Origin of the sequence: Capnocytophaga sp. oral taxon 878, assembly GCF_002999135.1 — a bacterium.
Lineage (GTDB): Bacteria > Bacteroidota > Bacteroidia > Flavobacteriales > Flavobacteriaceae > Capnocytophaga.
Window position 1 is genome coordinate 1858966 of sequence record NZ_CP027229.1, and the last position, 26035, is coordinate 1885000.

At 36.3% G+C, this 26035-nt stretch carries 28 protein-coding genes, 1 pseudogene and 1 CRISPR repeat array (1 of these 30 cut by a window edge); of the genes and pseudogenes, 6 read left to right on the forward strand and 23 right to left on the reverse strand.

From position 1 onward, the window contains the following. Nucleotides 1-111: 111 nt before the first annotated feature. The 19 genes from C4H12_RS08365 to C4H12_RS08440 all read right to left on the reverse strand — a co-directional run bounded on the left by C4H12_RS08365 (nt 112) and on the right by C4H12_RS08440 (nt 15154). Entirely contained in the window at nt 112-483 is a 372-nt protein-coding gene (locus C4H12_RS08365) for a hypothetical protein (RefSeq protein ID WP_106098526.1), read from the reverse strand. Between the two features lie 84 nt (nt 484-567). Beyond that, nucleotides 568-690: a hypothetical protein gene (locus tag C4H12_RS13950; protein ID WP_256387537.1), complete on the reverse strand. Its 123-nt coding sequence runs from the start codon at nt 688-690 to the stop codon at nt 568-570. Nucleotides 691-762: 72 nt separating this feature from the next. Next, entirely contained in the window at nt 763-888 is a 126-nt protein-coding gene (locus tag C4H12_RS13955) for a hypothetical protein (RefSeq protein ID WP_256387538.1), read from the reverse strand. 96 nt (nt 889-984) lie between these two features. Next, nucleotides 985-1626: a pyridoxamine 5'-phosphate oxidase gene (gene pdxH, locus C4H12_RS08370; protein ID WP_106098527.1), complete on the reverse strand. Its 642-nt coding sequence runs from the start codon at nt 1624-1626 to the stop codon at nt 985-987. A 100-nt stretch (nt 1627-1726) separates the two neighbouring features. Next, a complete protein-coding gene (locus C4H12_RS08375; RefSeq protein ID WP_106098528.1) occupies nt 1727-3844 on the reverse strand; it encodes a peptidylprolyl isomerase in 2118 nt (705 codons plus the stop codon). Nucleotides 3845-4114: 270 nt separating this feature from the next. Continuing rightward, nucleotides 4115-4387, reverse strand: coding sequence for a hypothetical protein (locus tag C4H12_RS13885; RefSeq protein WP_254424735.1), 273 nt, complete (start codon nt 4385-4387; stop codon nt 4115-4117). A 3-nt stretch (nt 4388-4390) separates the two neighbouring features. After that, on the reverse strand, nt 4391-4870 hold the full coding sequence (locus C4H12_RS08385) for a hypothetical protein (RefSeq protein WP_106098529.1): 480 nt from the start codon (nt 4868-4870) through the stop codon (nt 4391-4393). A gap of 53 nt (nt 4871-4923) precedes the next feature. Beyond that, nucleotides 4924-5091: a hypothetical protein gene (locus tag C4H12_RS13890; protein WP_254424736.1), complete on the reverse strand. Its 168-nt coding sequence runs from the start codon at nt 5089-5091 to the stop codon at nt 4924-4926. Between the two features lie 89 nt (nt 5092-5180). After that, nucleotides 5181-5354, reverse strand: coding sequence for a hypothetical protein (locus C4H12_RS13895; RefSeq protein ID WP_254424737.1), 174 nt, complete (start codon nt 5352-5354; stop codon nt 5181-5183). Nucleotides 5355-5359: 5 nt separating this feature from the next. Further along, nucleotides 5360-6079, reverse strand: a complete 720-nt coding sequence (locus C4H12_RS08395) for a nitroreductase family protein (protein WP_106098530.1) — start codon at nt 6077-6079, stop codon at nt 5360-5362. A gap of 54 nt (nt 6080-6133) precedes the next feature. Continuing rightward, complete coding sequence (locus tag C4H12_RS08400; RefSeq protein WP_106098531.1) at nt 6134-6490, reverse strand: DUF1304 domain-containing protein; 357 nt, start codon at nt 6488-6490, stop codon at nt 6134-6136. A gap of 115 nt (nt 6491-6605) precedes the next feature. Further along, nucleotides 6606-7727, reverse strand: a complete 1122-nt coding sequence (gene dnaJ / locus C4H12_RS08405; RefSeq protein WP_106098532.1) for a molecular chaperone DnaJ — start codon at nt 7725-7727, stop codon at nt 6606-6608. A gap of 9 nt (nt 7728-7736) precedes the next feature. Beyond that, the gene (locus C4H12_RS08410) at nt 7737-8285 is read right to left on the reverse strand and encodes a nucleotide exchange factor GrpE (RefSeq protein WP_106098533.1); all 549 of its coding nucleotides are present in this window, start codon (nt 8283-8285) and stop codon (nt 7737-7739) included. 167 nt (nt 8286-8452) lie between these two features. Continuing rightward, a complete protein-coding gene (locus tag C4H12_RS08415; protein ID WP_106098534.1) occupies nt 8453-9463 on the reverse strand; it encodes a 3-oxoacyl-ACP synthase III family protein in 1011 nt (336 codons plus the stop codon). A gap of 240 nt (nt 9464-9703) precedes the next feature. After that, nucleotides 9704-10666: a type I phosphomannose isomerase catalytic subunit gene (locus tag C4H12_RS08420; protein ID WP_106098535.1), complete on the reverse strand. Its 963-nt coding sequence runs from the start codon at nt 10664-10666 to the stop codon at nt 9704-9706. 14 nt (nt 10667-10680) lie between these two features. Next, complete coding sequence (locus C4H12_RS08425) at nt 10681-11442, reverse strand: exodeoxyribonuclease III (RefSeq protein WP_106098536.1); 762 nt, start codon at nt 11440-11442, stop codon at nt 10681-10683. Further along, a complete protein-coding gene (deoC, locus tag C4H12_RS08430; protein WP_106099454.1) occupies nt 11442-12104 on the reverse strand; it encodes a deoxyribose-phosphate aldolase in 663 nt (220 codons plus the stop codon). Before deoC ends, C4H12_RS08425 begins: the two co-directional genes overlap by 1 nt. Before the next feature lie 23 nt (nt 12105-12127). Beyond that, entirely contained in the window at nt 12128-12766 is a 639-nt protein-coding gene (locus tag C4H12_RS08435; protein WP_106098537.1) for a hypothetical protein, read from the reverse strand. A 246-nt stretch (nt 12767-13012) separates the two neighbouring features. Next, nucleotides 13013-15154: a S46 family peptidase gene (locus C4H12_RS08440; RefSeq protein ID WP_106098538.1), complete on the reverse strand. Its 2142-nt coding sequence runs from the start codon at nt 15152-15154 to the stop codon at nt 13013-13015. A 388-nt stretch (nt 15155-15542) separates the two neighbouring features. Here C4H12_RS08440 and C4H12_RS08445 point away from each other — a divergent pair, with 388 nt between their 5' ends. The 4 genes from C4H12_RS08445 to C4H12_RS08460 all read left to right on the forward strand — a co-directional run bounded on the left by C4H12_RS08445 (nt 15543) and on the right by C4H12_RS08460 (nt 16986). Beyond that, complete coding sequence (locus tag C4H12_RS08445) at nt 15543-15869, forward strand: YtxH domain-containing protein (protein WP_106098539.1); 327 nt, start codon at nt 15543-15545, stop codon at nt 15867-15869. A gap of 4 nt (nt 15870-15873) precedes the next feature. Beyond that, on the forward strand, nt 15874-16254 hold the full coding sequence (locus tag C4H12_RS08450) for a hypothetical protein (RefSeq protein ID WP_106098540.1): 381 nt from the start codon (nt 15874-15876) through the stop codon (nt 16252-16254). After that, on the forward strand, nt 16244-16489 hold the full coding sequence (locus C4H12_RS08455) for a DUF6327 family protein (protein WP_106098541.1): 246 nt from the start codon (nt 16244-16246) through the stop codon (nt 16487-16489). Before C4H12_RS08450 ends, C4H12_RS08455 begins: the two co-directional genes overlap by 11 nt. Before the next feature lie 116 nt (nt 16490-16605). Next, complete coding sequence (locus tag C4H12_RS08460) at nt 16606-16986, forward strand: hypothetical protein (protein WP_106098542.1); 381 nt, start codon at nt 16606-16608, stop codon at nt 16984-16986. Nucleotides 16987-17069: 83 nt separating this feature from the next. On the opposite strand, the gene C4H12_RS08465 is transcribed toward C4H12_RS08460, so the two are convergent. Beyond that, a complete protein-coding gene (locus tag C4H12_RS08465; RefSeq protein WP_106098543.1) occupies nt 17070-17321 on the reverse strand; it encodes a GlsB/YeaQ/YmgE family stress response membrane protein in 252 nt (83 codons plus the stop codon). A 443-nt stretch (nt 17322-17764) separates the two neighbouring features. Here C4H12_RS08465 and C4H12_RS08470 point away from each other — a divergent pair, with 443 nt between their 5' ends. Both C4H12_RS08470 and C4H12_RS08475 read left to right on the forward strand, forming a co-directional pair. Then, on the forward strand, nt 17765-18367 hold the full coding sequence (locus C4H12_RS08470) for a hypothetical protein (protein WP_129588223.1): 603 nt from the start codon (nt 17765-17767) through the stop codon (nt 18365-18367). A gap of 254 nt (nt 18368-18621) precedes the next feature. Further along, entirely contained in the window at nt 18622-19107 is a 486-nt protein-coding gene (locus C4H12_RS08475; RefSeq protein WP_106098545.1) for a hypothetical protein, read from the forward strand. 246 nt (nt 19108-19353) lie between these two features. Continuing rightward, a CRISPR array of direct repeats spans nt 19354-20607; the repeat unit is 38 nt; unit sequence TTGCTTTCAAATTTTGTAGTTTTGTGATTGATAACAAC. A 117-nt stretch (nt 20608-20724) separates the two neighbouring features. Here the strand turns inward: C4H12_RS08475 and cas2 are convergent. The 3 genes and pseudogenes from cas2 to cas9 form a co-directional block, all read right to left on the reverse strand. Further along, entirely contained in the window at nt 20725-21066 is a 342-nt protein-coding gene (cas2, locus tag C4H12_RS08480) for a CRISPR-associated endonuclease Cas2 (RefSeq protein ID WP_009412677.1), read from the reverse strand. Further along, nucleotides 21063-21952: pseudogene (gene cas1 / locus C4H12_RS08485) on the reverse strand (type II CRISPR-associated endonuclease Cas1). The gene cas2 and the pseudogene cas1 overlap by 4 nt, the downstream one beginning before the upstream one ends. A 36-nt stretch (nt 21953-21988) precedes the next feature. After that, nucleotides 21989-26035: the 3' portion of a type II CRISPR RNA-guided endonuclease Cas9 gene (gene cas9, locus C4H12_RS08490; protein ID WP_106098546.1), read on the reverse strand. It continues 324 nt past the right edge of the window; 4047 of the gene's 4371 nt are visible here — the last part of the coding sequence; its start codon lies off the right edge, out of view; its stop codon occupies nt 21989-21991.

Below are 26035 nucleotides of genomic sequence, written 5' to 3' on the forward strand. Positions count from 1 at the left end.
AACGAAGGATAAACGAACTATAAACGAAGGATAGTCAGCAAGCCACCGCAGCTGAGTATCTCCCAAAGAATAAAACTAATCACCTGCTGCCACAACCCAAAAAATGCTTTTTTATCCAAGCATTTTTATAATTTCCTGCGCTATACGTTCCTTATTCTCTTTTCTCCTAAACGAAAAATCTTTACTTACAATATCCACACGTCCTATTATCTTAGCTGCTTTTTGTAGTACGCCAATCTCATTTTCTGTTTGTAATAATAATTCCGAAATAATTTCTAAAGTATTCACATCGTTTTCATATTCCAAAAATATAGCCTCCACAGGGGTATTCATAAAATAAGTAAGGGTATGCCGAGTGTATTTCTCAGCATACCCTTCTAAATGTTTTAATTTTTCTTCTTTGAAAGGCTTCTTAGCTAGCAAAGCAGTAAGTTCCTCAAAAAAAAGATCTATTTGCTTCTTCAAATAGTCTTTCTCTATCATATTTTAATGCGTAATATAATAAACAGTTCTTTCTACAGTCTCCTATAAATTATAAATAAACCTGCAAGTATACTGCTACACCTTTTAGTTGCCATACAGCCCTTCCAAAAAGCCTTCTTTCAATGATGACCAGTTATTGTACAAATATACCACTGCCATCATAATGAAAAAAGTACCTGTAATCCATTTTCCTGTTTTTGTCTTCATATCTTTTTAATTATTTATTTATTTTCTAAAATAAAACTTTCACTATCCTTGTTATAAAGTTTTAGTTACATTTTAGCGTTGTTTTCCCAGCTGATAACCTTCCCAAAACGAACTTACAAGGCTATCCCAATCTTGTCGTAACAAAGCCACCATAAGGGCAGAAACCACCACAATCAAAATCTTAGTACGTGTTTTCATATTTTAACAAATTATATTAGTACCGCAAAGATACATATAATTAGCAAATAAACAAATAAATCATAAAAACTTTGCAAAATATATTAAATCTCTTCATCATGGTGCCAAGCGCTCCAATCTCCAATCATAGTCTTCTGTGAGGGTGTAGCGCAAGCGGTCGTGCAAGCGGTTAGGGCGTCCTTGCCAAAACTCTATACTTTGGGGGCGTACCAAAAAACCTCCCCAATGCGCAGGTCTTGGCACCTCCTTCCCTTCATATTTCTGTTCTAAAACCTGCAAACACTCCTCCAAGTACTCCCTTGAGGGTATTACCTCACTCTGTGGCGATACTATCGCCCCTAATTTACTCCCTAAAGGTCTGGACTCAAAGTACCCATCCGAAAGGTTCTCTGCTAGCACCTCTGCTTCCCCTTTAATAATAATCTGCCGTTCCATATTAGGCCAAAAAAACGACAAACACACCTTCGGATTAGCAAGAATAGCCCGTCCCTTTTCACTATCGTAATTAGTATAGAAAATGAACCCCTCATAAGTGTATTCTTTAAGCAGTACTACTCGGGTTTTAGGATAACCATCCAATCCGATAGTACTCACACTCATTGCATTAGCTTCATCCACCCCATCATTCTCATCTGCTTCATAAAACCACGTCTGAAACAACTGCATAGGGTTCTCTGGCACATCACTTTCTAACAGAGTGCGCTTCTCATAAGTCTTTCGGTAATTGCTTAAGTCCATTTTATTTAAATATGAATAAGTGATTATAATAAAAAAATAAGAGGCAAGAAGTAAAACAAAAACTGTTTCCCTTCTTACCTCTTATATATTCTATTGCCTATTAGTAAAATACGCTTATATTTTCTTTAATCTCAGCATTGCTTTCCAATGATTTGAGTATTCCTTGCAAAGCACGATTAGTGCGAAGTTTCTCAATAGTTTCTAAGTATGTCTTATAATCTTCCGATGGAGGAGCTATAGTAGCCGATGTAAGCTGAATTACATACACTGCATTCTCTCCATCAATAGGTTTAGACACAGCTCCTTGTTTCAATCCAAAAGCAGCTCCTACTACTTTAGGTTCACGTCCCTCTCCTATAATAATAGGACTATTCATAGTAAGACCTGTAGCTGTTTTTACTTCCGTATTATTAGCCGATGCTATTGCTTGCAAACTTGCCCCTTTAGCTTTTTCTTTAAGCATAGCAGCTTTCTTCTCACGAATAAGAATAGGCTTCACAAAAGGAGCTACATCTTGCACTTCGCTAAGTCCTTCCTCTCCTTGTTTTACTAACTGAGCTACTATATAGTTATCACTTGAAGTGAACATCTTAATATCACCCACTTTAGTATCTTTTTGGAACAACCACTGTACAATATCACGCTTAGAACCTAAACCTATTATCTGGTCATCAATCTTGTGCAAGTTATCAGCACGAAGTACCGATAGTTCTGCATTCTTAGCTATATTAGCAAATTCTTTAGGATTTTCAGTAGCTTTTAGCTGAAAGTTCGATGCTTTTGAAAACAAATCATTAATTGTAGCATCTGATGGCTCCACTTTACGACTGATAGTAGCAATATTCACCACATCAGCACGATCTTCAATCTTAATCACGTGATAACCAAAATCTGTTTCTACTACCCCTAAAGTACCTACAGGATTAGAAAATACAAAATCATTAAATGGTTTTACCATTCTACCACGAGTAAAGTATCCTAACTGTCCTCCACTATAAGCAGCATTAGGTTCATCCGAGTTTTGTGCAGCAAGTGTATTGAAATCTGTACCACCCTTAGCCTCACTCAAAAGTTCCTCAGCCTTAGCCTTAGCTTCTTCTTTACTACGAGTAGTATTAGGACTAGCAGCCATACTGCCAGTGTAAGCTATAAGTATATGGCTTGCCTTTACAGCTCCGTTAGCACGTTTGCCTACCATTCTACTAAGTTTAAGACTGCCATCTTCTTCATACGGACCATAAAGCTTACCTACTGGAAGTGCAAAAAGCGTATCAGCATAAGCCGATTTAATATCATTTTTAGTAACATAAAGTGTATCGTAAGGTGTATCTGATTTGCGATTCACAAACTCCTGTACATCCTTAGTAGTAGCAAAACCTGCGATAGTATCATTACTGTTAGTAGTACTATTAAATACTATTTCTGGCTGCAAAACTTTTAACAAGCTCTCTTTTTCTGCCTCTTTATCAGCTTCGGATGCCTTTTGGTTTACAACTATATATTGAATATTGCGGTAAGCCTCTTGTTTAAACTGTTTTTCGTGTTTCTTAATATAATCTTTAATCTCACTATCATTTACAGTTACATTCTTATCATCAATACTACTATATTGCAAGGCTACATAGCTAATATCTGCCATATCCTTTTCCTCATGGTAAGCCATTTCAGCTTCAGCATTAGTAACACCTAAGCCTGCGCGAATAAAACTAAAGTACATTTGTTCTTTAGCCCCTTCAATAATAGCGTCCTCCTGCATTAACCACATACCGTATTCATCAGGATTTGTAGCTTTTAGGTTAGCAATATAAGCGGTGAATTTTGAAGCGTCAAATACTCCATATTCATTAGTAAAACGTGGGTCTGAAGCCAACATCTGATTCTTAGAAAGAATATCAATAATTTGATCTTTCTCCACACTTAGTCCTAATTTCTCAATCTGCTGTTTTAGAAGGATACGTTGTACGTTTTGTTCCCATACATATTTTGCTGCCTCAATAGAGGTAGCTCTTCCTTGCGCCTGATGCACAGCATTCTCCACCTGCTGACGGAAAGCACCAATAGGAACTTCCTCACCATTCACACTACCAATTTCACTAGGCTGATGGTTACTAAACCTTCCTTTACCTATAAAGTCTGAAATAATGAAAGCAAAGAGCGCAAGCCCTATAATCGCAATCAGGAATACAGTTTTACTTCTAATTTTTTCAAGTACTGCCATTGTTTACAATCGTTTATAATAAGTATAAATTTGTTTGGTATTATTAATCAAACGGCAAAAGTAATACTTTTTATTGAATTACAAAAATTATTACAACATTTTTTCTAAAATCATCTTCCCCTACCCCTCTCTTTTACCTCTTACCTAAAAAAGCAGCTGCCAAGTTTCACCCTCAGCAGCTGCTTTTCTTAATTGTTAAGTAGTAAGAAGAATACTTGTTTATAGTATTCCAAGTTATTAAAGTAACTAAAAAAAATAATCCTTTTTAAATCATAATTCAGTAAAATCTAAAAACTTAGGTATTTCAGCTAATTGTAAAAGAGCTTCTTTGAGTTTCTCTTTCACCTTAAAGAAAGAAATATCTTTCACCACCTCTCCTTGATGATTAAGTGCTTGTATCTTCAACACATCCGAAGACTGAAGCGTATAGTTTTCAGGAAATTTCACATCCTCATTATCCCCTATCACAAAACGATAAGCAAAAGTAAAATACTTTCGCCACAACTTATTATCCTCTTTAAAGATAATTCTAAAATAAACCATAATCTATTTGTATATATAAATATTCACAACACTCAATTTCTGAAAAGCATTTTCAAACTTATACTTATCACAGAAAAAAGCTCTTTCTTGTAAAAAAGATTTTGCCTGCACAGCGGAGGAAAAAAGAGAATATTCATTAAGTTGTTTTTTATATTCTACACAAAAAGAATTGTCAATTCTTAGTATCTCATTGTATATGATTGAAAAACCTATATAGAAATCATCAATTGGCTCATATAAATAGCCACAATCTACACCTATTTGTTTAAAATCGGGAAATTCACAACTATCTTCACTGAAGTATAATAGATGAAGATTATTCTTAAAAAGACTTTCCTTTTCTTCCAGAATACGCTCAAGATATTTTGTTTCTAGAAAATAATCATCTACTACAGGATATTGAAAAGATTTTTGCCCCCATAGAGAAATATTTCTATCAAAACCTAGGTAATTAGTGTTATCTGTTAAGATGATTCCTTTCATTGTCTCTTGTGCTTTTCCTTTACACTATATCTGTATTCCTTACAGTATTATTTTCATTTGCTTAATTTACTAAGGATAAGATCTTCTAACGAATCGAAGAGTTTTTCATACACTCCAATATCGTGATTATATAAAATCACTTCACGAATTGCCGTATCTATCAATATAGGATTCCCCATATCATCTACCGAGATAACATATTGTTGTGTCTCTATACTCATTTGTTCTCTAAAATCATTAGTAAGTTCTACAAAAGTTTCATCACCTATTAATTCAGCATTTTTTAGCCCATAAATGCGAATGTCACCTATTACTCTACCCCTCCATAATGTAGTAATAAATATCGGTGAGTTTCATCTAATCTCAATTGCATAGTTTGTTCCACAAGCAATAGCTCATCGGCTGTGGAGGGTTCTCCTACTGTTATAGGATTCTTTCGGAAAAAATCCTGCAATTTCTCAATAAGATTTGGATTAATCATCATTTCTACTATTTATGTCTGTAAACTTCCTCAAAAGGCAATCTAAACCTTTCTCCCCAGATGCCGCGCTCTTCACGAATTCCACAAGTGACAACTATACTCACCTCAGCCCCATAAGGTAGGTGCAGCAGTTTCTTAATACGACGGCTATCATACCCCCCTAAGGGACAAGTATCGTACCCCTCCTCTGCCATTGCTAGCATAAAAGTTTGCGCTACAAACGCGCAGCTTTTATGTACTTCCACACGTACATCACTTTCAGAGAGTTCTCGCACCATAGGGCGAAACCAACTGGCGACCACCCCAAACAGTTTGCGGAAAGCACCTAATAAGCCAAAAAAACGACTGTACACAAAGGGCATCAGTTTGTCGTAATCCTTCTCTTTATCTTTAATGCGTTTGGCTTGCCTTTCGGGGGGACTATTGCGCTTTATATTACCGCGTTCAAATTCCAAGATAGCACGAGCGTGCTGGCGGTGCTTATCCTGACGGGTCACGAAAACCACCATCTGTTGTGCCGTGGTTGCTGTAAGTTGCCCTAAACAGGCTTTTGCTAATTTTTCTAACAAAACCTTATCGGTAATATGGTACAACTCATATAGTTGCATATTGAAACCTGTAGGAGCTAGTGTAGCGAGCTTAAGGCATTCACGCACCTTTTCCTCACTAATAGGCGTAGGAGCGTAATAACGCACCGCCCTGCGAAAATGTAAAATATCTTTTAACATGGATTGATTTTTTTTAAGAAAAGTGAAAAGTGAACTACAAAGAACATTTTTCACTTAAAAGGGTAGACTAAGACATATAGCTATAATAGCGGGCATAGCTTGGGCAAAAAATATTTTCCCAGAGGTGGTGATTCCTCCATAAATCCCTGCTACTGCTACACAACCTAGGAAAAAGAAACGTATATATAGGCTCCATTGGGGATCAGAGATACAGAAGCTCCATATCAGCCCTGCTGCTAAAAAGCCGTTGTACAAGCCTTGATTGGCGGCCATACTTTTAGTGTCGGCAAATAAATGTTCGGGTAAAGACTTAAAAAAGGCCTTACCACGAGTCTCCCAAGCGAACATTTCTATATAGAGGATGTATAGGTGCTCAAGGGCTACTAAAATTGTAAAAATACTTGCTATCATTTTTTTAGTTTTATTGTGGCAAAAATAGTATTTTTTTCTTGATAAGCAACTCTTTAAAAACAAGAAAGGGACTTCCTTTATTTTCGGAAGTCCCTTTTCCATTTTAAAAAATAACCTATGAAAACATTTCTTTTACTTTTTCAAAAAACGATTTCTCGTTCTTATCGGGGTTGGGGTTAAAATTCTCACTATCTTGCATTTCCCTGAAAAAGGCTTTTTGCTTATCAGTAAGATTTTTAGGGGTCCATACATTTACGTGAATGATAAGATCACCTGCTGCACGGCCTTGCAAACTTGGCACTCCTTTACCACGCAAGCGCAATATTTTACCCGATTGTACCCCTTCATCAATCTTGATGCGCACTTTACCTGTAACAGTTTCAATCTCTTTAGTAGCTCCTAATACAGCTTCGGGGAAGCTGATATATAAGTCATAATGTAGATTATCGCCTTCACGTTTTAGGGTTTCGTGTTCTTGCTCTTCTATAAGCACAAGCAAATCACCAGGTACGCTATTTTTAACAGGGGCTTCATTACCTTTGCCGCTCATATTAAGCTGAATGCCATCCATTACCCCTGCCGGAATATTTATAGAGATGGTTTCTTCAATGGTTTTTAGCCCTTGAGCATCAGTATCTTTATCGTGTTTATCAATTACCTCACCAGTACCGCCACAAGCAGTACAAGTACTAGCTGTTTGCATTACACCGAGCATAGTGCGTACCTGCTGCATTACCTGTCCGCGCCCGTTGCAAGTAGTACAAGTTTTGTAAGTAGTACCTTCGCCTTTTACCTTACGGCGTACTTTTACTTTTTTCTCAGTACCTTTTACAATATCTTCCAAGGTGACTTTCACACGTATACGTAAGTTTTCGCCTTTTACGTACACCTGCTGTTGGCTGCTTCCTCTTCCAAAACCACCAAAGCCACTAAAACCTGAGAAATGGCCACCAAAGATATCGCCAAACTGGCTGAATATATCATCCATTGAGAAGCCTCCGCCACCCATACTGCCTTCAAAGGCAGCGTGCCCAAAACGGTCGTACTGGGCGCGTTTGTTTTCATCACTCAGTACTTCATAGGCTTCGGCAGCTAATTTAAAGTTCTCTTCAGCCTGCTTGTCGCCTGGGTTTTTATCGGGGTGATACTTAATGGCTTGCTTGCGGTAAGCTTTTTTAATTTCGGCAGCCGAAGCTGTTTTGGCTACCTCTAATATTTCGTAGTAATCCTTTTTCATTGCTCCTCCTTATTGTGCTACCACTACTTTAGGAAAACGTATTACTTTATCGGATAACTTATAACCTGTTTGTACCACATCTACGATTTTACCTTTGGCGTCGGGGGTGGGGGCAGGTATTTGGGTAACAGCATCGTGATGTTCACTATCGAAAACATCGTTGGGTGCTACTTCTATTTTTTCTAAACCTTTAGATTTGAGGGTGCTAACTAGCTTAGTATAGATAAGTTCGACCCCTTTAAGGGTTTGCTCATCGGCTGATTTGGCCAATTCAATCAAAGCGCGATCAAAATCATCTAATATAGGCAGCATAGCTGACAAAATGTCTTGCCCTGCTGTTTTGAATAGCTCTATACGCTCTTTGGCTGTGCGTTTTTTGTAGTTTTCAAATTCGGCAAAAAGGCGTAAAAACTTATCTTTCTCTTTTGCTAACAAATCATCTGCTGTTTCTTCGGCTGATGTAGGGGTAGCAGTAGCCTCTTGTGCAGAGGTATTAGTTGTATCGGCAACCTCTTGTTCATTCTGTAGGTCGTCTGTTTTAATATCTTCAGTACTCATAATGATTCTTTTTAAAATTTACTTGTTAGGATATAGCAAATTATTTGCCAAACCCGCAAAGAATGACAAATTGGCAGTTATTTAAAGCTAATACGGATTACACAGATATTACGGATTTATTCCGTACTGTCCGTGCAATCCGTGTGAGATAGCTGCCTGCTGTGAGGCTACCAACGGATGATAGCACTTGCCCAGGTAAAGCCACTACCAAAGGCTGCGAGCACTACGAGGTCGCCTTCTTTAATTTTGCCTTGTTGTACGGCTTCGGTAAGGGCGATAGGTACCGATGCAGCGGTTGTATTACCGTATTTCATTATGTTATTGAATACTTGCTCATCGGTGAGTTTGAATTGGTGCTGTATGAATTGTGATATACGCAGGTTGGCTTGGTGAGGCACAAGCATATTGATATCGGCACGTGTGAGTCCGTTAGCTTTCAAGCCTTCTTCTATCACTTCGGAGAAGCGTACTACTGCGTTTTTGAACACGAACTGACCATTCATATAAGGATAATAGCTTACATCATCGGGGTTGTTTTCGGCTAGTATTTCGGGTACCCATTTGGTGCCTACTCCTGGGGTAATCATTGCCAACTCGGCAGCGTGCTCTCCTTGGCTGTGTAGGTGGGTAGAGAGGATACCTTTTTGGGCATCATCGGAGCGTGATACAACGGCAGCTCCTGCTCCGTCGCCAAATAGTACTGCCATATTGCGCCCACGGGTAGTCATATCTAAGGCTGGGGATTGGGTTTCGGACCCTATAACTAAGACATTTTTGTACATACCTGTTTTGATGTACTGATCGGCTACTGAAAGGGCATAGATGAAGCCTGAACACTGGTTGCGGATATCCAATGCTCCGACATTGGGCAGCCCTAATTCCTTCTGTACCAATACACCGCAACCTGGGAAATAGTAATCGGGGCTTAATGTTGCAAATACAATAAAGTCTATTTCTTCTTTATTGATTTGGGCTGCTTCGATAGCTTTTAAACTTGCTTTGACACCCATTGAGGTAGTAGTTTCAGTACCTTTAAGGGCATGGCGGCGTTCTTTAATACCTGTGCGCTCTTGTATCCAAGCATCGTTGGTATCCATTAATTTCGACAAATCGTCGTTGGTAACAATATTATCGGGAACGTAAAATCCGAGTCCCTTAATTTTTGAACGATATAACATATTTTTAGTTTTAGTATTCTTAAGTGTAGGGGCAAAAAAGAGGTGCTGAATAATTGTTTAGATTTTTGCCTATTTTTTGCGATATACCGAGCTATAAGAGCTGGCTTACTATCCTTCGTTTATAGTTCGTTTATCCTTCGTTCATCCTTCGTTCAATAAGAAAGATGCCTTTGACAGATTTTTTATCTGTTTGGGGTATGGAGGTAATTTTGTTGTATTTGGAGAGTATTGGTAATAGGATTATATGTATACTTCTAACAAATCCATTCCTTTGGTTTTTACTTCTAATTTGGGGCAAGCAGCAGGGAATAAGATTGTTTCACCTTGCTTGATAGGAAGCTCGGTAATACCATCGGAAAGGAAGCCTTCACCTTTTACGCACATATAAATATGGAAAGAATCATCTTGTGCTAATGATTTTTCATATCCTGCTGTAAGAGGGAGCAAATTTGTAATAAAATAGGGGCAATTCACGACTTTATTCACCTGATTGGGCTCTTGGGTGTATTGCACTTTGAAATCATCCTTGCGCTCATAATCAATGGCTTCAAGAGCAAGCTCGGTGTGTAGTTCGCGTAGGTTACCATTTTTATCGCGGCGGTCAAAATCATAAACACGATAGGTAATATCACTAGTTTGCTGAATTTCGGCAATAATAATACCCTTACCTATGGCGTGTACTTTACCTGTATTAATAAAAAATGTATCACCATTGTGTACCTTTTCATAGTTAAGAATATCGGTAAGAGTACCGTTATTGAGGTGTTGTTGGTATTCATTTTTAGTAACTGTCTTGTTAAAACCTACTATGAGTTCAGCTCCTTCATCGGCATGGAGTACATACCACATTTCAGTCTTACCAAAGGAGTTATGACGTTCCTTGGCTAGCTTATCATTAGGGTGTACTTGGATTGATAGGTCTTCACGGGCATCAATAAATTTGATAAGTATAGGGAAATCATTACCAAAACGCTGGTGCACATGCTTACCAAGTAACTCATTAGGATACAAGTTAATAAGCTCTTGAAGACTTTTGCCTTCTAAGGCTCCATTAGCTACCACCGATATATCACCAGGTACTCCTGATACTTCCCAGCTTTCACCTGTGATATCGGTTACAATGGGTTTGTTAAACAAAGTTTTAAGTTTTGTACCTCCCCAAATTCTCTCTTTTAGGATAGGTTTAAATTTTATTGGATACATTTTATTACACTTGTTTAATTAATTTCTAAAAGAATAGGGCAATGATCACTATGCTTAGCTTCGGGCAGTATGAGAGCTCGCTCCATACGGCTTTCCAAAGGTGAAGCTACTAAGTGATAATCAATACGCCAACCTTTATTATTATTACGGGCATTAGCTCTATAACTCCACCATGAGTATTGATGAGGCTCTTTATGAAAATAACGGAAACTATCAATAAAGCCACTTTTCATAAAGGTATCTAACCACTCACGTTCCACTGGCAAAAAGCCTGATACATTGGCATTGCGCACAGGATCATGAATATCAATAGCTTGGTGACAAATATTGTAATCACCACAAATAATGAGGTTTGGAATAGTTTGTTTCAGTTCATTAATGTATTTCTGAAAATCGGCCATAAAGGTTAGCTTAAAGTCTAAGCGGTCGATATTGGTTCCCGATGGCAGATACAAACTCATTACCGAAAGGGTATCAAAATCAGCTCGTATTACCCGGCCTTCTTTGTCCATATAGTCTATACCTGTACCTATCTCAACATGTTTAGGAGCTATTTTAGAGATAATAGCTACCCCACTATAACCTTTTTTCTCGGCACTATGGTAATACTGGTATTCATAGCCCAATTCGGCAAATATTTCTGTAGGTATCTGAGCTTCTAAGGCTTTTATCTCTTGCAAGCACAACACATCAGGAGCTGCTGCTTGTAACCACTCTTTTAATCCCTTGGTAAAGGCAGCTCTAATTCCGTTCACATTATAACTAATAATTTTCATTAGTAGCCTGTTCCTTTCTCTCCTTTCAAGATAGTAATACCATTGGAAGTCCCTATACGCTGCACTCCTAAATTTATATATTGTATAGCTGTTTCATAATCACGTACCCCACCCGATGCTTTTATCTTAGCGTGTCCTTGCACGCTTTCTTTCATCAGTTTTACATCTGGAAGGGTAGCCCCTCCAGTACCAAAGCCCGTAGAGGTTTTTACAAAATCTGCTTTTGCATCAAGGGCCAATTGGCAAGCCAAGCGCTTCTCTTCATCTGTAAGGTAGCAAGTTTCTATTATTACTTTAAGCACACGGTTACTACCCACAGCAGCTTTTAAGGCTGCAATCTCCTCACGCACTTTATCTATTTCGCCTGATTTTAGCCAACCTACATTAATTACCATATCAATCTCATCTGCTCCATCTGCTAATGCTTGTTCTGTTTCAAAAAGTTTAGCTTTGGATTGCATAGCTCCTAAAGGGAATCCCACTACACTGCATACTTTAACAGTAGTTCCTTCTAAGAATTTTTTAGCAGTAGCCACATACGCGCTATTCACGCATACCGAATAAAAATCATACTCCACAGCCTCTTTGCAAAGAGTTTCTATCTCGGCAATGGTAGCTGTTGCTTTTAATAGTGTGTGGTCAATAAGTTTATTTAATTTCATATTTTGTTTGTTTTTGGTATTGTTTAAATATTCTTTTCCCATTGCTGTAAGGTTTTCAGCACAATATCTCTATGCTTCTTAATCTTGATAAAAGTAGGCAATTTAGCTACTAAGCTCATTCCTTTACGCTCTCGCAAATCCGATGCCACATAATCTGCCATTACCTTTATATGCTCAGGGTTCAAAGCCCAAAAAAGATTGCCTTTTATATTGGTTTGAAAATAGTAAGGTAACCCAAAAATACGGTCTCGTTTAAGCCCTCCTTGTTGCTTAGAGTAATAATCAGGATTATATTGTAACTGATAACTTGGCTTAACTTTAAGAGTATGCTTACATTTAGGATTGGTACAATTCACTGCCATCTCCTCCAATTTATGCTTCACATTAATTATTTCTTTAAAGATAGGCAAACCACAATTAGGACAGTTTAGCTTAATAGTCGCTACAAATGATTTCTTAGCTCTGCTAAGTTGTTCAAAACCACAATGGCTACATCTCACTACTACAGTCTCAAAATGATAAGGAGTCTCTCTATTCACATCCTCCTCTGTAGGGTAATGTTTTTTAGTAGTAACTTTAGCCCCTTTCCCACATTTAGGGCACACCACCCATTTATCGTTAACATACACATCAAAAAAGTACCTATCTTCAAATCGCTTCATATTATGCATTCTTTATTGTCAATTACTTTCATCTCTAAGTTAGTCAAAACTCAGAACTATATAAGTAAAATTCTTTTATTAACATAGGACTGAAGTAGATACTTTTTCCCTATATCTTCCATCACATACTCAGCCATTATAGCCTGGTTATTATCCCTCAATTACCATACCAGATAAATAGTTTTTCTCATATCATTACCAAGATATATTTATTGAGTACTGCATACGCACCCTATCTACGGCTTATTAACGTTTAATCTTCATTTCATCTATCAGATAGCCTGCTCCTGCATATTTATCAATAATGAATAGCACATACCTAATATCCACCATAATATTCCTACATATCTTAGGATCATAATGTATATCACTCATAGTCCCTTCCCATACTCGGTCAAAATTCAGCCCTATAAGGTTACCTTGTGCATCAATAGCAGGACTACCCGAGTTACCTCCTGTTGTATGATTAGTCGCTACAAAGCACACTGGCATCTTGCCATTCTTACCATAAATACCATAATCTTTCTTCTCATACAAAGCACGTAGTTTAGCAGGCACATCAAATTCGTAATCACCCGGCACATATTTCTCCATTACACCATCCAAATAAGTAATATAATCATAAGTTACTGCATCCTTAGGTGCATATCCCGCTACTTTTCCATAAGTCACACGCAAGGTACTGTTAGCATCAGGGAAGATGCGATCTTCTGGTTTCGCAAACTCCAAGATAGCCTTCATATAACTGCGCTGCAATGCCGTAATCTCTTCATTTAGTTCAGCAAAGGTAGGATATACTTTTTCGTAGAAATGATTTATAATACCTTGTACTAATTCCACCCCTACATCTCCTTTTAATCGTTGCTGGAAAGCCTTAGCATCTAAGTTCAATACCTTTTCCATCTCAGCTCCCGAAGCCAAAAACGATTCTCCGTATAACTTATCAGCCATAGCCTTCACATCTATGTTCTGCATATTAGGAGCCAACAGCTCTTTAGGCATCGTCTTTATATAATAAGCCGCTGCTGCCTCAAATACAGCCTTATCCACCTTTAAGTCATAATCCTTAAATACTCCCCGAAACATCGTTACATAAGCCTTCTTCCTATCGTTAAATGACTGTTCCCCTCTCTCAAGCAATGCATTTTGCAGCTGTAACACCCTTAATCCGTTTGATAGCAAAGCTACATTACGCTGCACAAACTCCGAGTACAAATCTACCGAAAGCTCATAATCCCTTATAGCAGCATATTTTTTAGCAAAATCATCCAAAATATTCCCATATTCCGCACTCTTTCCTGCCTTTGCAATAGCCTTCTGGAACTTCTCTTCTTGCGCGCGTTTCAGCGCCACTGCGCCCGATTGTTCCAAGCCCTGTGTCTCTCCTATCCATTTCTTCCAATAGTTAGCCACACTAGCATATTTTGAAGCATATTTAATCTTAATCCCATTATCAACTCTCATAAAGCCATCCTGCACTTTCAGTACCACATCACGAATCCCTATCTTGGCAGGGTTCAGCACCTTCACTATTTGCTCCACAGCTACGGAAGGCAGATACTCCTGCGTCCTTCCAGGATACCCAAATACCATAGTGAAATCACCTGCCTTCACCCCTTTTAGTGAGATCGGGAAAAAATGCTTAGGTACATAAGGCACATTGTCTTTGGAATACTCCGCAGGCCTATTATTCTTATCAGCATATACCCTGAATAACGAAAAATCTCCCGTATGTCTCGGCCACACCCAGTTATCCGTGTCCGACCCAAATTTCCCTATCGATGAAGGCGGAGCCCCCACCAATCGCACATCCTTAAATGTCTCAACCACAAATAATATATACTGGTTCCCCTCATAAAACGCCCGAATACGATTCTCCTGCCACGACTCCTTAGCCGAGTTCTTTACCAAGTTCGCTATATTCTTCTCTATCTTCGATGCCCTATCCATCTCACTACTCAATCCCTTAGTATCTTCAAGCACCTTAGCCGTAACATCCTCTATACGCACTATAAAAGTAACCTCCAAATTCTTATTAGGAAGCTCCTCCGATAAGCTCTTAGCCCAAAAACCATTCGTAAGATAATCATTCTCTAAGGTCGAATGAGCCTGTATCTGCCCATACCCACAATGGTGATTAGTAAGAAGCAGCCCCCTGCCCGAAATCACTTCAGCAGTACACCCCCCATTAAAATGAGGCACCGCATCCTTCAAGCTCGATTTATTCACATTATAAATATCGCTTACCGACATCTTCATCCCAAGCGACTTCATCTCCTTAGCATTCATACCCTCCAACAACGACGGGATCCACATCCCTCCCTGCTGTGCCAATAAGCTAAAAGGCAACAAAAAACAACCTACAAGTAATAAAATAAATTTCTTCATATTACAGTCAAAAAAGTATAAGTATAATTAATTTTTCAGACGGCAAAGGTAACTAAACTTTTTCTAATAACCAAAAAATACTTATCACCCACCCCCATACCACCACCTCCCAACCATATCTCTCCCACATCAAAATCACCCCCTACCCCGAACGAACGAATAACGAAGGATAAACGAACTATAAACGAAGGATAGTTGCCAAACTCACCCAGCTAACTACCTCCCCCCCTCTTACCTCTTACCCTCTTACCTCTTACCTAAAAATCACTTTTCTCTATGCATTATAGATAAAAAATATTAATAAAAATTATGTTATATCAAATTTTATTCATACCTTTGTACCAAATTTAATTTAATAACTAATTTAATAACATTAATTCTGAACACTATGTCAAAAACAGCAAATGTAGTATTAGGCTTAGCAGTAGGTACTGCTATCGGAGTAGGTTTGGGCATCCTTTTTGCGCCCGACGAAGGTAAAAACACACGTCAAAAAATTAAAGACACTCTCAGAGATAAGTCTCAAGATTTAAAAGATCAATTGGATAACCTCACAGAGAATGTACGTGAGAAATCATTGGAACTAAAAGGCTCTTTAGAAGAAAAAGTAGACAGGCTATTTTCAAAATCAAGCAATAAAGCCGAAGATGTAATTAGCCTTCTAGAAAAAAAATTAGCTTCATTAAAAGAAGAAGCCGCTAAAATTAAAAAATAATTTTATGCCCATTCATTCTATTAAAGAAACATTTGTAGAAGTTCCTACAAAAGCAAACTCAGCCCTTAATTCACAGTTATCTTACTATAAACTCGTGCTTTTTAGGTTTATAGCCAAATCTTCTTACGGACTAATAAGTTTTTTTGTCTATGGCTTTGCAAGTTTGCTAATACTGTTTTTCCTATCTCTCGCCGCCGCTTATGCCATAGGCGAAGCATTAGGTAGTAATGGTTTAGGATTTGCTATTGTAGGAGCTTTCTATATAGTGTTATCGTTAGTAGTTCTATTATTTCGCAAAAAACTAATTGAAAGGTCTCTATTGCGAAAACTATCCGAAATCTATTTTAAAACAGACCCCGAAGACGAAGAAGAAAATGAACAATAAAACCTTTTCATCATTTGAAGAAATCGATAATGAAATTAGACTACTGCGATTAGAAAAAGAGATTGACCGACTGTCTCTCACACAACAAGTATCAGCTTCAGCAGAAAGTTTAAGTCCAAAAAACTTATTAGCCAATACTTTGGGTTCTTTATTTAACAACAAACGATGGTTAAATATAGCTTTGGGATACGGAATGCAACTTTTAGCAAAAAGATATTTAAACAAAAACAAATAAAAATGTCTTCTATAGTTAGAAAATATCACAATCAATATCTTTTAAAATTGCATTAAGCATCTCAATAATATATTATCACATCAAACTTTAATATTAATTTTTAAATTTAATCAACTATGAAGAAAATTATTGCATTAGCTTCAGTGATTTGTTTATCACTAGTTTTTTTTGCTTCTTGTAGCAAAAATGATGACCCAGCCGACAACGACCTTTTTGTAGGAACCTACAAAGGTAGCATCTCTTACTCAGATGGTAAAGAGAAAAAGGCTTTTGATAATGGTTCAGTAACTGTTGTCAAAACTGGGAACGATTACCATTTCCGTTTTTCAGACGGCATTCCTAACCTTACAGGTGTTAGTTTCAAAAAAGAAGGAGATAACATTTTAGTAAATGCTGATTTGCTAGATGGCGTAAAAGTAATTAGAATCAACGCCTCTTCATTGAACATTCTGTACACTACAGACGGAAAAACCTGGACTGCCAACGCAAAAAGGTAATTTAAAACATTTTACTAAAAAACCCCGAAAATATCAAATATTTTCGGGGTTTTTTATCTTTAATAGCTATTCTTTTTCTCTTATTACTTCTTCTTAAATATCAAATTTATCAAGAATAGAATAACAATAGCGCCAATAGCTCCTGTTAAGATAGCGCCAATCCAACCTTCTCCAAGTGAGATATGGAACACACTTTCCAAAAGCCAATAACCAACGCTACTTCCAAGAATACCAATAATGATATTCCCTATAAGTCCTAATCCACTACCTTTGTAGATAGTGCCTCCTAACCATCCAGCGATGGCACCAATAATAAGTGTTGCAATAATACTCATAATTTTAAAATTTAAATTAGAGTACAAAGATAAGAATTATTTTTGATAAAACCAAACAAAAATCGCAAAAATAAGAAGTACCACTCTTTTTCCTTCCCTTGTCCCTCAAAAATAGTTCAATTACCATCTTCCCTACGCAACCCAACATATTTTCCGCAACAGCATTCTAAATTGCTTTCAAACTTTATAGCTATATGATTTACAACAACTTATATAATTTGCTAATTTGCTAATTTGCTAATTTATAATTGTCAATCTCTTTCAAATTTTGTAGTTTTGTGATTGATAACAACTTGGAGTAAATCATCAATAGTGCATTTCACTGAAAGTGAGCATAATCCGAGCTTTTCAGAGGCGTAAGAAAGGTCAAGAACTGATACGCCTTCCTTGGTAATTTGGCATAAAACTTGCGCATCATTTTCATACAAGCAGCAGATGTTGTAGTGTATTACGAAAAAGGAGAAGTAGTACATTCTGTAACCATAAGTAGTTCTAGTGGGTACATAGAAGGCAGTACAGGTTCGGGATTAGGAGGTGTTCAAACAGATATTAGCACAACTTCTTTAATACGTGGATTTCATAAATATGATAAATTAAATTTTAAACACAAAATGAAAAAAATTCTTTTAATGGCTCTGATTTGTGGTGTAGGTTATTCACAAGAGTCCAATTTTATCTCGAAAAGTGTTCCTACTCCAAAAACAGCATTTGGTTCACAATTCTATAGTTTCTATGACATAGACGTACTTGGAATAAATTATAAGTTTTTATATCTATCCGATGATAAAAAAATAGAAGTTGTAACAACAAAAGACCCAAAATTTACTATCAACGGAAAGAATTATTGGAACATTCCATATAAAGATTTTTCAGAAGAAGTAAAAGGGTATTCTTTCATATATGGGCTTTATTTTGTGAAGTTTGACAATGGTTGGTTTGGTTGTTATGGAAAATATCAACTTCCACATCTTATCGAAAACAACAAACCTTTGCCTCCTGATGATGAAAAACCTTCATTTTTTGTAAAAACAAATCTTTTGGAATAAAATTTTGCAAACACACTTATCCTAATAAATTATTTCAACCCATTGCAAAACAATGCAATGGGTTATGTTCTTATGTTACCCAGCTAACAAAACAACTTGCCTTACAAAAAATATTCAGCAATAAAAATGTTCATATTATGAAAAACTTTTTATTCTTTATTTTCGTAGGAGTAGTATGCTCCTGCAAGAACACATAAAATCAAGAAATAAAAAAGGAAGAAGCCAAAAAACTTTCTAAATTAGAAATATTATATATGCTCCCCAAAGATTCTATTTATGAATTTTATGACTTGTCAAATGATAGTATCAAAGAATTTCCTGATTTATCGGAATATTCTATTAAGAAATTGGATTTGTCTCGTAATATGATACAAGAAATGGAATATAAAAAAATGCCTAAAAGCATTGTAGAATTGAACCTCTCCCATAACTTTTTTTTGAAAAGTTTTTTTCTGAGCAACAAAACACCTAAAACTTTAAAAAACTTGAATTTGTCATACAATAATATTTCAAGTTACAATACAGTTATTTCGTTAAAACGGCTTGCTATAAATAACAATAATTTAGAAAGTATTTCATTAGGAAATGAAAAAATGGACTTTTTAGACATCTCAAATAATCCAAAATTGAGTAATGAAATGTTTTTTGACCCAAAATATGTAGATACAATCATTCATAACAACATAGCTAATAATAAGCCTCTGGTTTTTTATTTCAACAAAAGTTTTATCATCGAGTAATATTCTGAAAACCCTTATTATTTATTCTTGTGGGAGTATTATGCTTCTGCAAGAATACATAACCTCAAGAAATAGATGTAAAGCAAGAAATTAAAAAAACTTTCCAAATTGGAAATGCTTTATGCTTTGCCCAAAGATTCTATTTATGAATTTTATGACTTGTCAAATAATAGTATATCAAAGAATCTCCTGATTTATCAGAATTTCCTATCAAAAAGATAGGCAAGCACTCACGTTCATTGTGAATTGCTTTCAAATTTTGTAGTTTTATGATTGATAACAACCAAAGCCGAACTACAACGCCGTGAACAAGCGTTGTGAATTGCTTTCAAATTTTGTAGTTTTGTGATTGATAACAACTCTATTTTATATTAATTACAATGAATGTTAGTTGTGAATTGCTTTCAAATTTTGTAGTTTTGTGATTGATAACAACTCTTAGGTCATAGAGACTTCCCTGGTGTCGGTTGTGAATTGCTTTCAAATTTTGTAGTTTTGTGATTAATAACAACACAAAAATAATATAGAATGCTTCTTTTCCCGTTGTGAATTGCTTTCAAATTTTGTAGTTTTGTGATTGATAACAACTAAGGCAAAAATATATGCATTTCAAACCTCGTTGTGAGTTGCTTTCAAATTTTGTAGTTTTGTGATTGATAACAACCTTAGTTTGGGGCTTGCCAGCATAGCTATAGTTGTGAGTTGCTTTCAAATTTTGTAGTTTTGTGATTGATAACAACATATTCGTATTAGTAACGTTTAATTTTGCAGTTGTGAATTGCTTTCAAATTTTGTAGTTTTGTGATTGATAACAACGAAAAGGCAAAATTATTAACGGAAAATTTAGTTGTGAGTTGCTTTCAAATTTTGTAGTTTTGTGATTGATAACAACGAAGTAATTCTGCAATTCATTACTTGATTAGTTGTGAGTTGCTTTCAAATTTTGTAGTTTTGTGATTGATAACAACTGGTTGGTTATTTTGGTGAAGCAAAATTACGTTGTGAGTTGCTTTCAAATTTTGTAGTTTTGTGATTGATAACAACATTAAGGGTAAGATGATGTTAGCAGAGCGGGTTGTGAGTTGCTTTCAAATTTTGTAGTTTTGTGATTGATAACAACATGGGCAACAGTAACCTCTGTAGATTGGCAGTTGTGAGTTGCTTTCAAATTTTGTAGTTTTGTGATTGATAACAACTAAAGACGTTTGTCTTCTTTGCGGATACGTGTTGTGAGTTGCTTTCAAATTTTGTAGTTTTGTGATTGATAACAACTATTATATGGCAGTTAGTGGTGAGTTTGTTGTTGTGAGTTGCTTTCAAATTTTGTAGTTTTGTGATTGATAACAACTTCTTTTGTTACAGCTTCGATAAAAAAGGCGTTGTGAGTTGCTTTCAAATTTTGTAGTTTTGTGATTGATAACAACATTCTTGTTAATAGCCCCGTCAATTCCCCTGTTGTGAGTTGCTTTCAAATTTTGTAGTTTTGTGATTGATAACAACCTCAATTTTCTAAAGGTTTTAGTATCAATCTGTTTTACTGAAAAACAGTACTGAAAAACCTCCTCTTTAGCCTTATAAGCAAAGGCAAAAGAGGAGGTTTTCTCTTTCCTATTCTTCTTAAAAAAGTTCTAATTGCACATAGGTTTCGGGGGCTGCTGTTTCCCTCTGACAGTAAAAGAACTCCATATCTCCAAACTGCTTATCAGTTAAGCACATAATAGCTATATTACCATACTGAGGTAAATTTTGTTTTACACGATTGATATGCACCTGAGCATTCTCTCTACTAGGGCAATGCCTTATGTACATCGAAAACTGAAAGAGCGTAAAGCCGTCCTTTATGAGTTTATCACGAAAGTTCTGTGCTTCTTTACGCATTTTCTTCGTTTCTGTTGGCAAATCGTATAATACTAATACCCACATAATTCTATAAGCATTATATCGTTCGGCTATGATCATAATTCAGGATAAGCTATCAATCGCTTTTCACCCGTATAGCATTTGTACAGAGAAGAAGCTGTGTTCTTCACTGCCACTATTAAGGGGTGGATATTCTTTCCTATTTGTACATCACGGGTTGCAATCTGCAGTATATGAGCTTTACTTTCTTTGTTGAGTTCTTCTACTTCAGGATATACTGTGAGCCATTCCATTACCAATAAATCTACTATGGGACGGTAGGGTTTCATTATGTCGCTTGCCAAACAATAAGGGTTGTACTTATTGCGATGAAAAATTCCTAATACTAATAATAAACCTGTATCTACCAATGCGCGGGCTACTATACTGAGCAAAACTCCATATCCGAAATTGAAAAACTGATTAGGATACTCTCCAAATCTATCTCTTAGAAAATCATAATCAATAAGATACTTCCAATAATGTTGTGCTGCAATGCCTTCCATATTGGTTGTATCACCCGATTTTACTTCTTTTAGATAGTCGTACATTGGGTCAGCATACTTTCCTAAATGCTCTAACACTTTAGCTTGATTCTGAATTTTGCACTCTACAGTTTGCTTCCAAAGTTGTTTTTTAGGGGTTCACTCACTTTCAACTGTGTTTTCACCCGTTCAGAATATTGAGTATTTCCACCAAAAGGAAGCATTACTCCTAAGGGTAAGTGTTTTTCATCACAACTGATAAGCACCACATTGTTCTTCATCAATTCTTGCAATAACTGATGAGAAACGGTAATTTGATAATGATCAAGCATCAGTAAACCTAAATCTTCAATAGACACACTCCCTTTTACAGTTTGGGTAGTGGGGTCTGTTATTTTGAGTTGCTTATCCTTCAACTTCAAATGGGCTGGATTGCCAATGTAAATAGAACGGTATAACATAGTTTAAAGGGTGTTTTTATTGTTTTTTTAAAAGCTCTATGCTTTAGTGATGTTTCCTAGGCGGTCTACTTTTAGTTTAATACAGACTTCTTTTATTTGTACCCCTTCTATACTCGCTGTTTTAGTATCAAAAGAACCAGAATCTTTTCCCTTTTTATCAATCTCTTTAGGACAAATAGCTTTTGCAACTCTATTAGGTGTAAAATAACAAGTGGTAGAAGAAAAATCATTTACATTGTAAATTCTTTCTTTCTGTTCTTTGCTGAGATTATTGAAATCTATTGTCTCTGCGATTTCTCCTTCCATAGGCACATATACCAAATCGTTAGGCGAAAGGCTAAATAATAGTGGTTCTCCTTTTTTATTACGCTCAGGGACAGAAGGATGTCCTTGTTTTTGTCGTTCAATTACTTCGTTGAGGGGGATCGTTGCATAAGTGCGTTTTCCTTTGCCTTGATATACTCCAAAATACAAGTTAGGTGCTCCCTGAACATATTTCTTAGACTTTGTCCCTTTTTCTCCTAATACAAACCTACCACTTCCCTTTTCATAAATTCTCACTTTATAAATAGGTTGATGTTTCTTGCCATCGTTGTATTGGGCTATATTTTTGTTGAGTTCTTCTAATCCTTCTGCTGAAAAAGCTACTTCTGGGCTTCCTTTATATTTGAGATAGTTGAGTAATATTTTTTGGATACCTGTATCGGTAATTTTACTAATTTTCTTCACATCGAAACTACTATCAACTGGTTTTCTAGTAGCTGTTAATATATTCCCCTTACCTACTTTTTCTCTTTTTAAAGAAATTTTCCCTGAAAAAGTTTCCTCGTGTAAAGGCTTTCTGATAGCCCAATTAGTTCCCTCTTGTTTTACTTTCTTTTTTACAAGTACACCATTTTTCTCTTCCCATTTTTCATAATAGTTGGTAGCTTTATTAATCACTCTTAGGTTTTGTTTAAAACTCACTACTATATATTCGAGGGATTCTTTGGCTTCTTGAGTGAATGTAGCCCAAGGTTTCTTGAATTGCCAGTTATTATTCTTTTTCTCACAGAGGATGGCGCGAAGGTCTATGCGAGATTGTTGTTTTTCTTTTTTATCCTTGCCCTTATCCAATGCGTGTTGGTTATTCATATAATTGATGTGCTCTCTAGTAGCACAAGCAATCACTAAGGCGTCCATAGCGTGATGACGGTGGTCTATACGTTTCTTTTGGAAACCTTGGCTGTACTCTATTGGAACTGTAGGAAGATTTTTTTGATATCTGTCGTTATATGAGGTAAAAAGCTGTGTTTGTGTAAGCTGGTTCATTCGCTCAAAACGAGGAAGTATAATCTCGTTCCACACATCATTAAGTCCCCAATCTTGTTTGAGGGCAGTAGTGATTTTACCTGTACAAGGTATTACATTTTTAGAGTTTACTCCTTCATCTTTTTCATCTGACCGCACTATTTTAGAAAGTATTTCAGAAATATACTTACTAATGTAACGAGTGTCATTCAGCTGGCGAGCCACCATTTTTTCAGGTATCTCATTCAAAAGAAGTTTTTGTTGTTTAGCTAAATTATTAGCGTAATGTTTTTTCACAAAGTCTTTGTATTGTTCCTCTGTGAAAATAGTAACTTCTTTATTACCTGCTACACATACCTTTTCTCCATGGTGTTTTTGAATAAATTCTAATCCTAATAGATTTGTTTTTAGCTTATTTACAGCCGATTCGCATATTACTTTATTAGAAAAACTATCATCGTAATAACGGCTTTGCGGAATAATATGTTCTATTTCATACTCCTCGGTAAATAGCTTTGTGAGTGAAATCAGCTCTCCCGTATAAGGCGATTTATACTTTTGTTCTAACCAGAGCTTGTAGCGTTGTATCTCAGGGGTGGTAGGTTCAGCTTTTTTGCGAATTTTTTGAATTTCTTCGTCTATTTCATCTGTACTACTGAAGACACCTTCTTCATAGATTTTAAGCAGTTCTTGCTGTACAAGCGAATACGGACGGACGTTCTGTATGCTTGCATCTTCTTTTAATTCGGCAAGCAATTTCTTAATGCGTAGGTTGGTATTTTCATTCTCTTGATTTTTATTGGAAAGTTGTTTTCTTTCTTCGGCTGTTTTTTTGAGTTCTCTACCCAGTTCTATATGTATTTCATCAAAGAAATTCGCTTGTCCCCCGCCGTATTGTTGCCAGATATCTCTTACTACGCGTAAAGTTTCGGTTACTACTTGCTCTACTATAGGGTTTCTAAGAGAATGTTGCTTGAAATCTTCTAAATATATTTCTAAATCACTCACTGAAGTCCATTTTTCTATATCAGTAGCTTCGGCGTGACGATTATAGACTATATGCTGAGCTAGCCAAAGCGGTAAGCCTTGAAAGCAGGTCTCACTATTGAGCTGATACTTCTCTGCTTTTTCTCTAATGATGGTACGGATATCCTCATTTGCCACTCCATTGATAAGGTCATCTACACGTTTTTGAGTAGATACATCAATGCGATTAAAGTCCCAATGATTGCCAAAACGCATTAGAGGGAGCAATTTTTTAATAGCTTTTTCGGAGAAACTACCATACTCATTAGGATAGGGTTTGAAGTTTTTGAAACTATCTACAAACGATGCTTCGTTTAATTGATATTTCTGAGCAAATTTCTTTAAAGCTTTATCAAATTCAACTTTGTCCTTGACCGAATATAACAAATGCCACAATTGATATGTTGTATCAAAGGTTAGAAAGTTGGCTGGGAGTCCTTCTACTTTCTGCAAATACCGCTGAAGGTCATAACCTGTTTCATTCATAGGGTATTTTTTGGAGGAGTTATCCGCCACATCATAGACATAGTTCCAGCGATAAGTAGTGAGCCATTTTTTAAGCTCGCTTTTAGCTGCTTTATCTTTAATTTGAGGATTTTTTGCAAGTAAAAAGTATTTCAGTAAACTTTCGTTATCTATTTCTTTTTGAGACATCAAGAAATTGAGGAGAGCCTCATAGTCTTGGGGTGTTTCAATAAACTCAGTAGTTACCTCACGGTCAGTTTCTATTTCGTAAATTCTCAAGTTTTGCAGCCATTGCAGCACTCTAAACTCTTGGTAATAAGGATTAGATTTGGCACATACTTTTATAGGAGCATCTTTGCGCTCATTAGTTTCCTTATCTATATACAAACGCTTTTCTAAGGTACAATTGGCAATAGTAGATTTTTTGCTGCGCAACGGGCGTTGGTAGAAAATGATATCTTCTACAAACAGATGAAGGAAATCTTTTGATAATAGATTTTGTTGTTGCTTCTCGTTTTTGCGGTATAATTCTCTTATACAGTCCGCTAATAGGTTTTCGGTAAACAATTCTGGTTGAAGAGCTATTTGTTGGGTTAAAATAGCTTTTAATTCATTTTTATAGTATTTTCGTTCAATCGTATGAACTAATTTACCTTTAATCTTCTGATTGGGGTCTTGCAACAAATGGTCGTAGATATAAGCACCTACAGTTTTTCCAGAAAAATCAATATCGTGTTCTGTTTTCTTTTTGAGCAAGTTCCAGTCGTTTTCTTCAGGAGCTCTGAAGGAACGTTTTTCTTTACCCTTTTTGTCTACTTTAATAGTGCCATCATCATTAAGGTCGGTAGTAACGATAAAATCACGTGTTTTTCCCTTCCAATCGTCCAAAGGGATTTTACTTGTACGACGGTATATCCAACCATTTTCCAAACGGATTGTATACCAAATCTCACCTTTTTTATTAGGAGCTTCAGCCTCTACCTCTACAACTTTTAAAGAGTGAAAAGCAACTTCTTTGTTAGGGTTTTCAGTTTCTTCTTCGCCACGCAACTGGTAGTACCCTCTTTTTTGATTGAAGTGAAGTATAAGCCAAGCTAATTCTTGTTGGGTAATCTTTTGCGAAAGGGCTTTTTTGCGCAGGTAATAAATTGTCCAATCATAAGGAATTTTACTCTCTTCGCCATTAGATTTCTTATAGAATAACTGAGGTTGGTATTTTTTGAAATCCTCAATCATCTCATTGAAACTATTCATAAAGATAAAATTTCCATTGTTATAAGCTATTTTGGGTTCAGCATTATC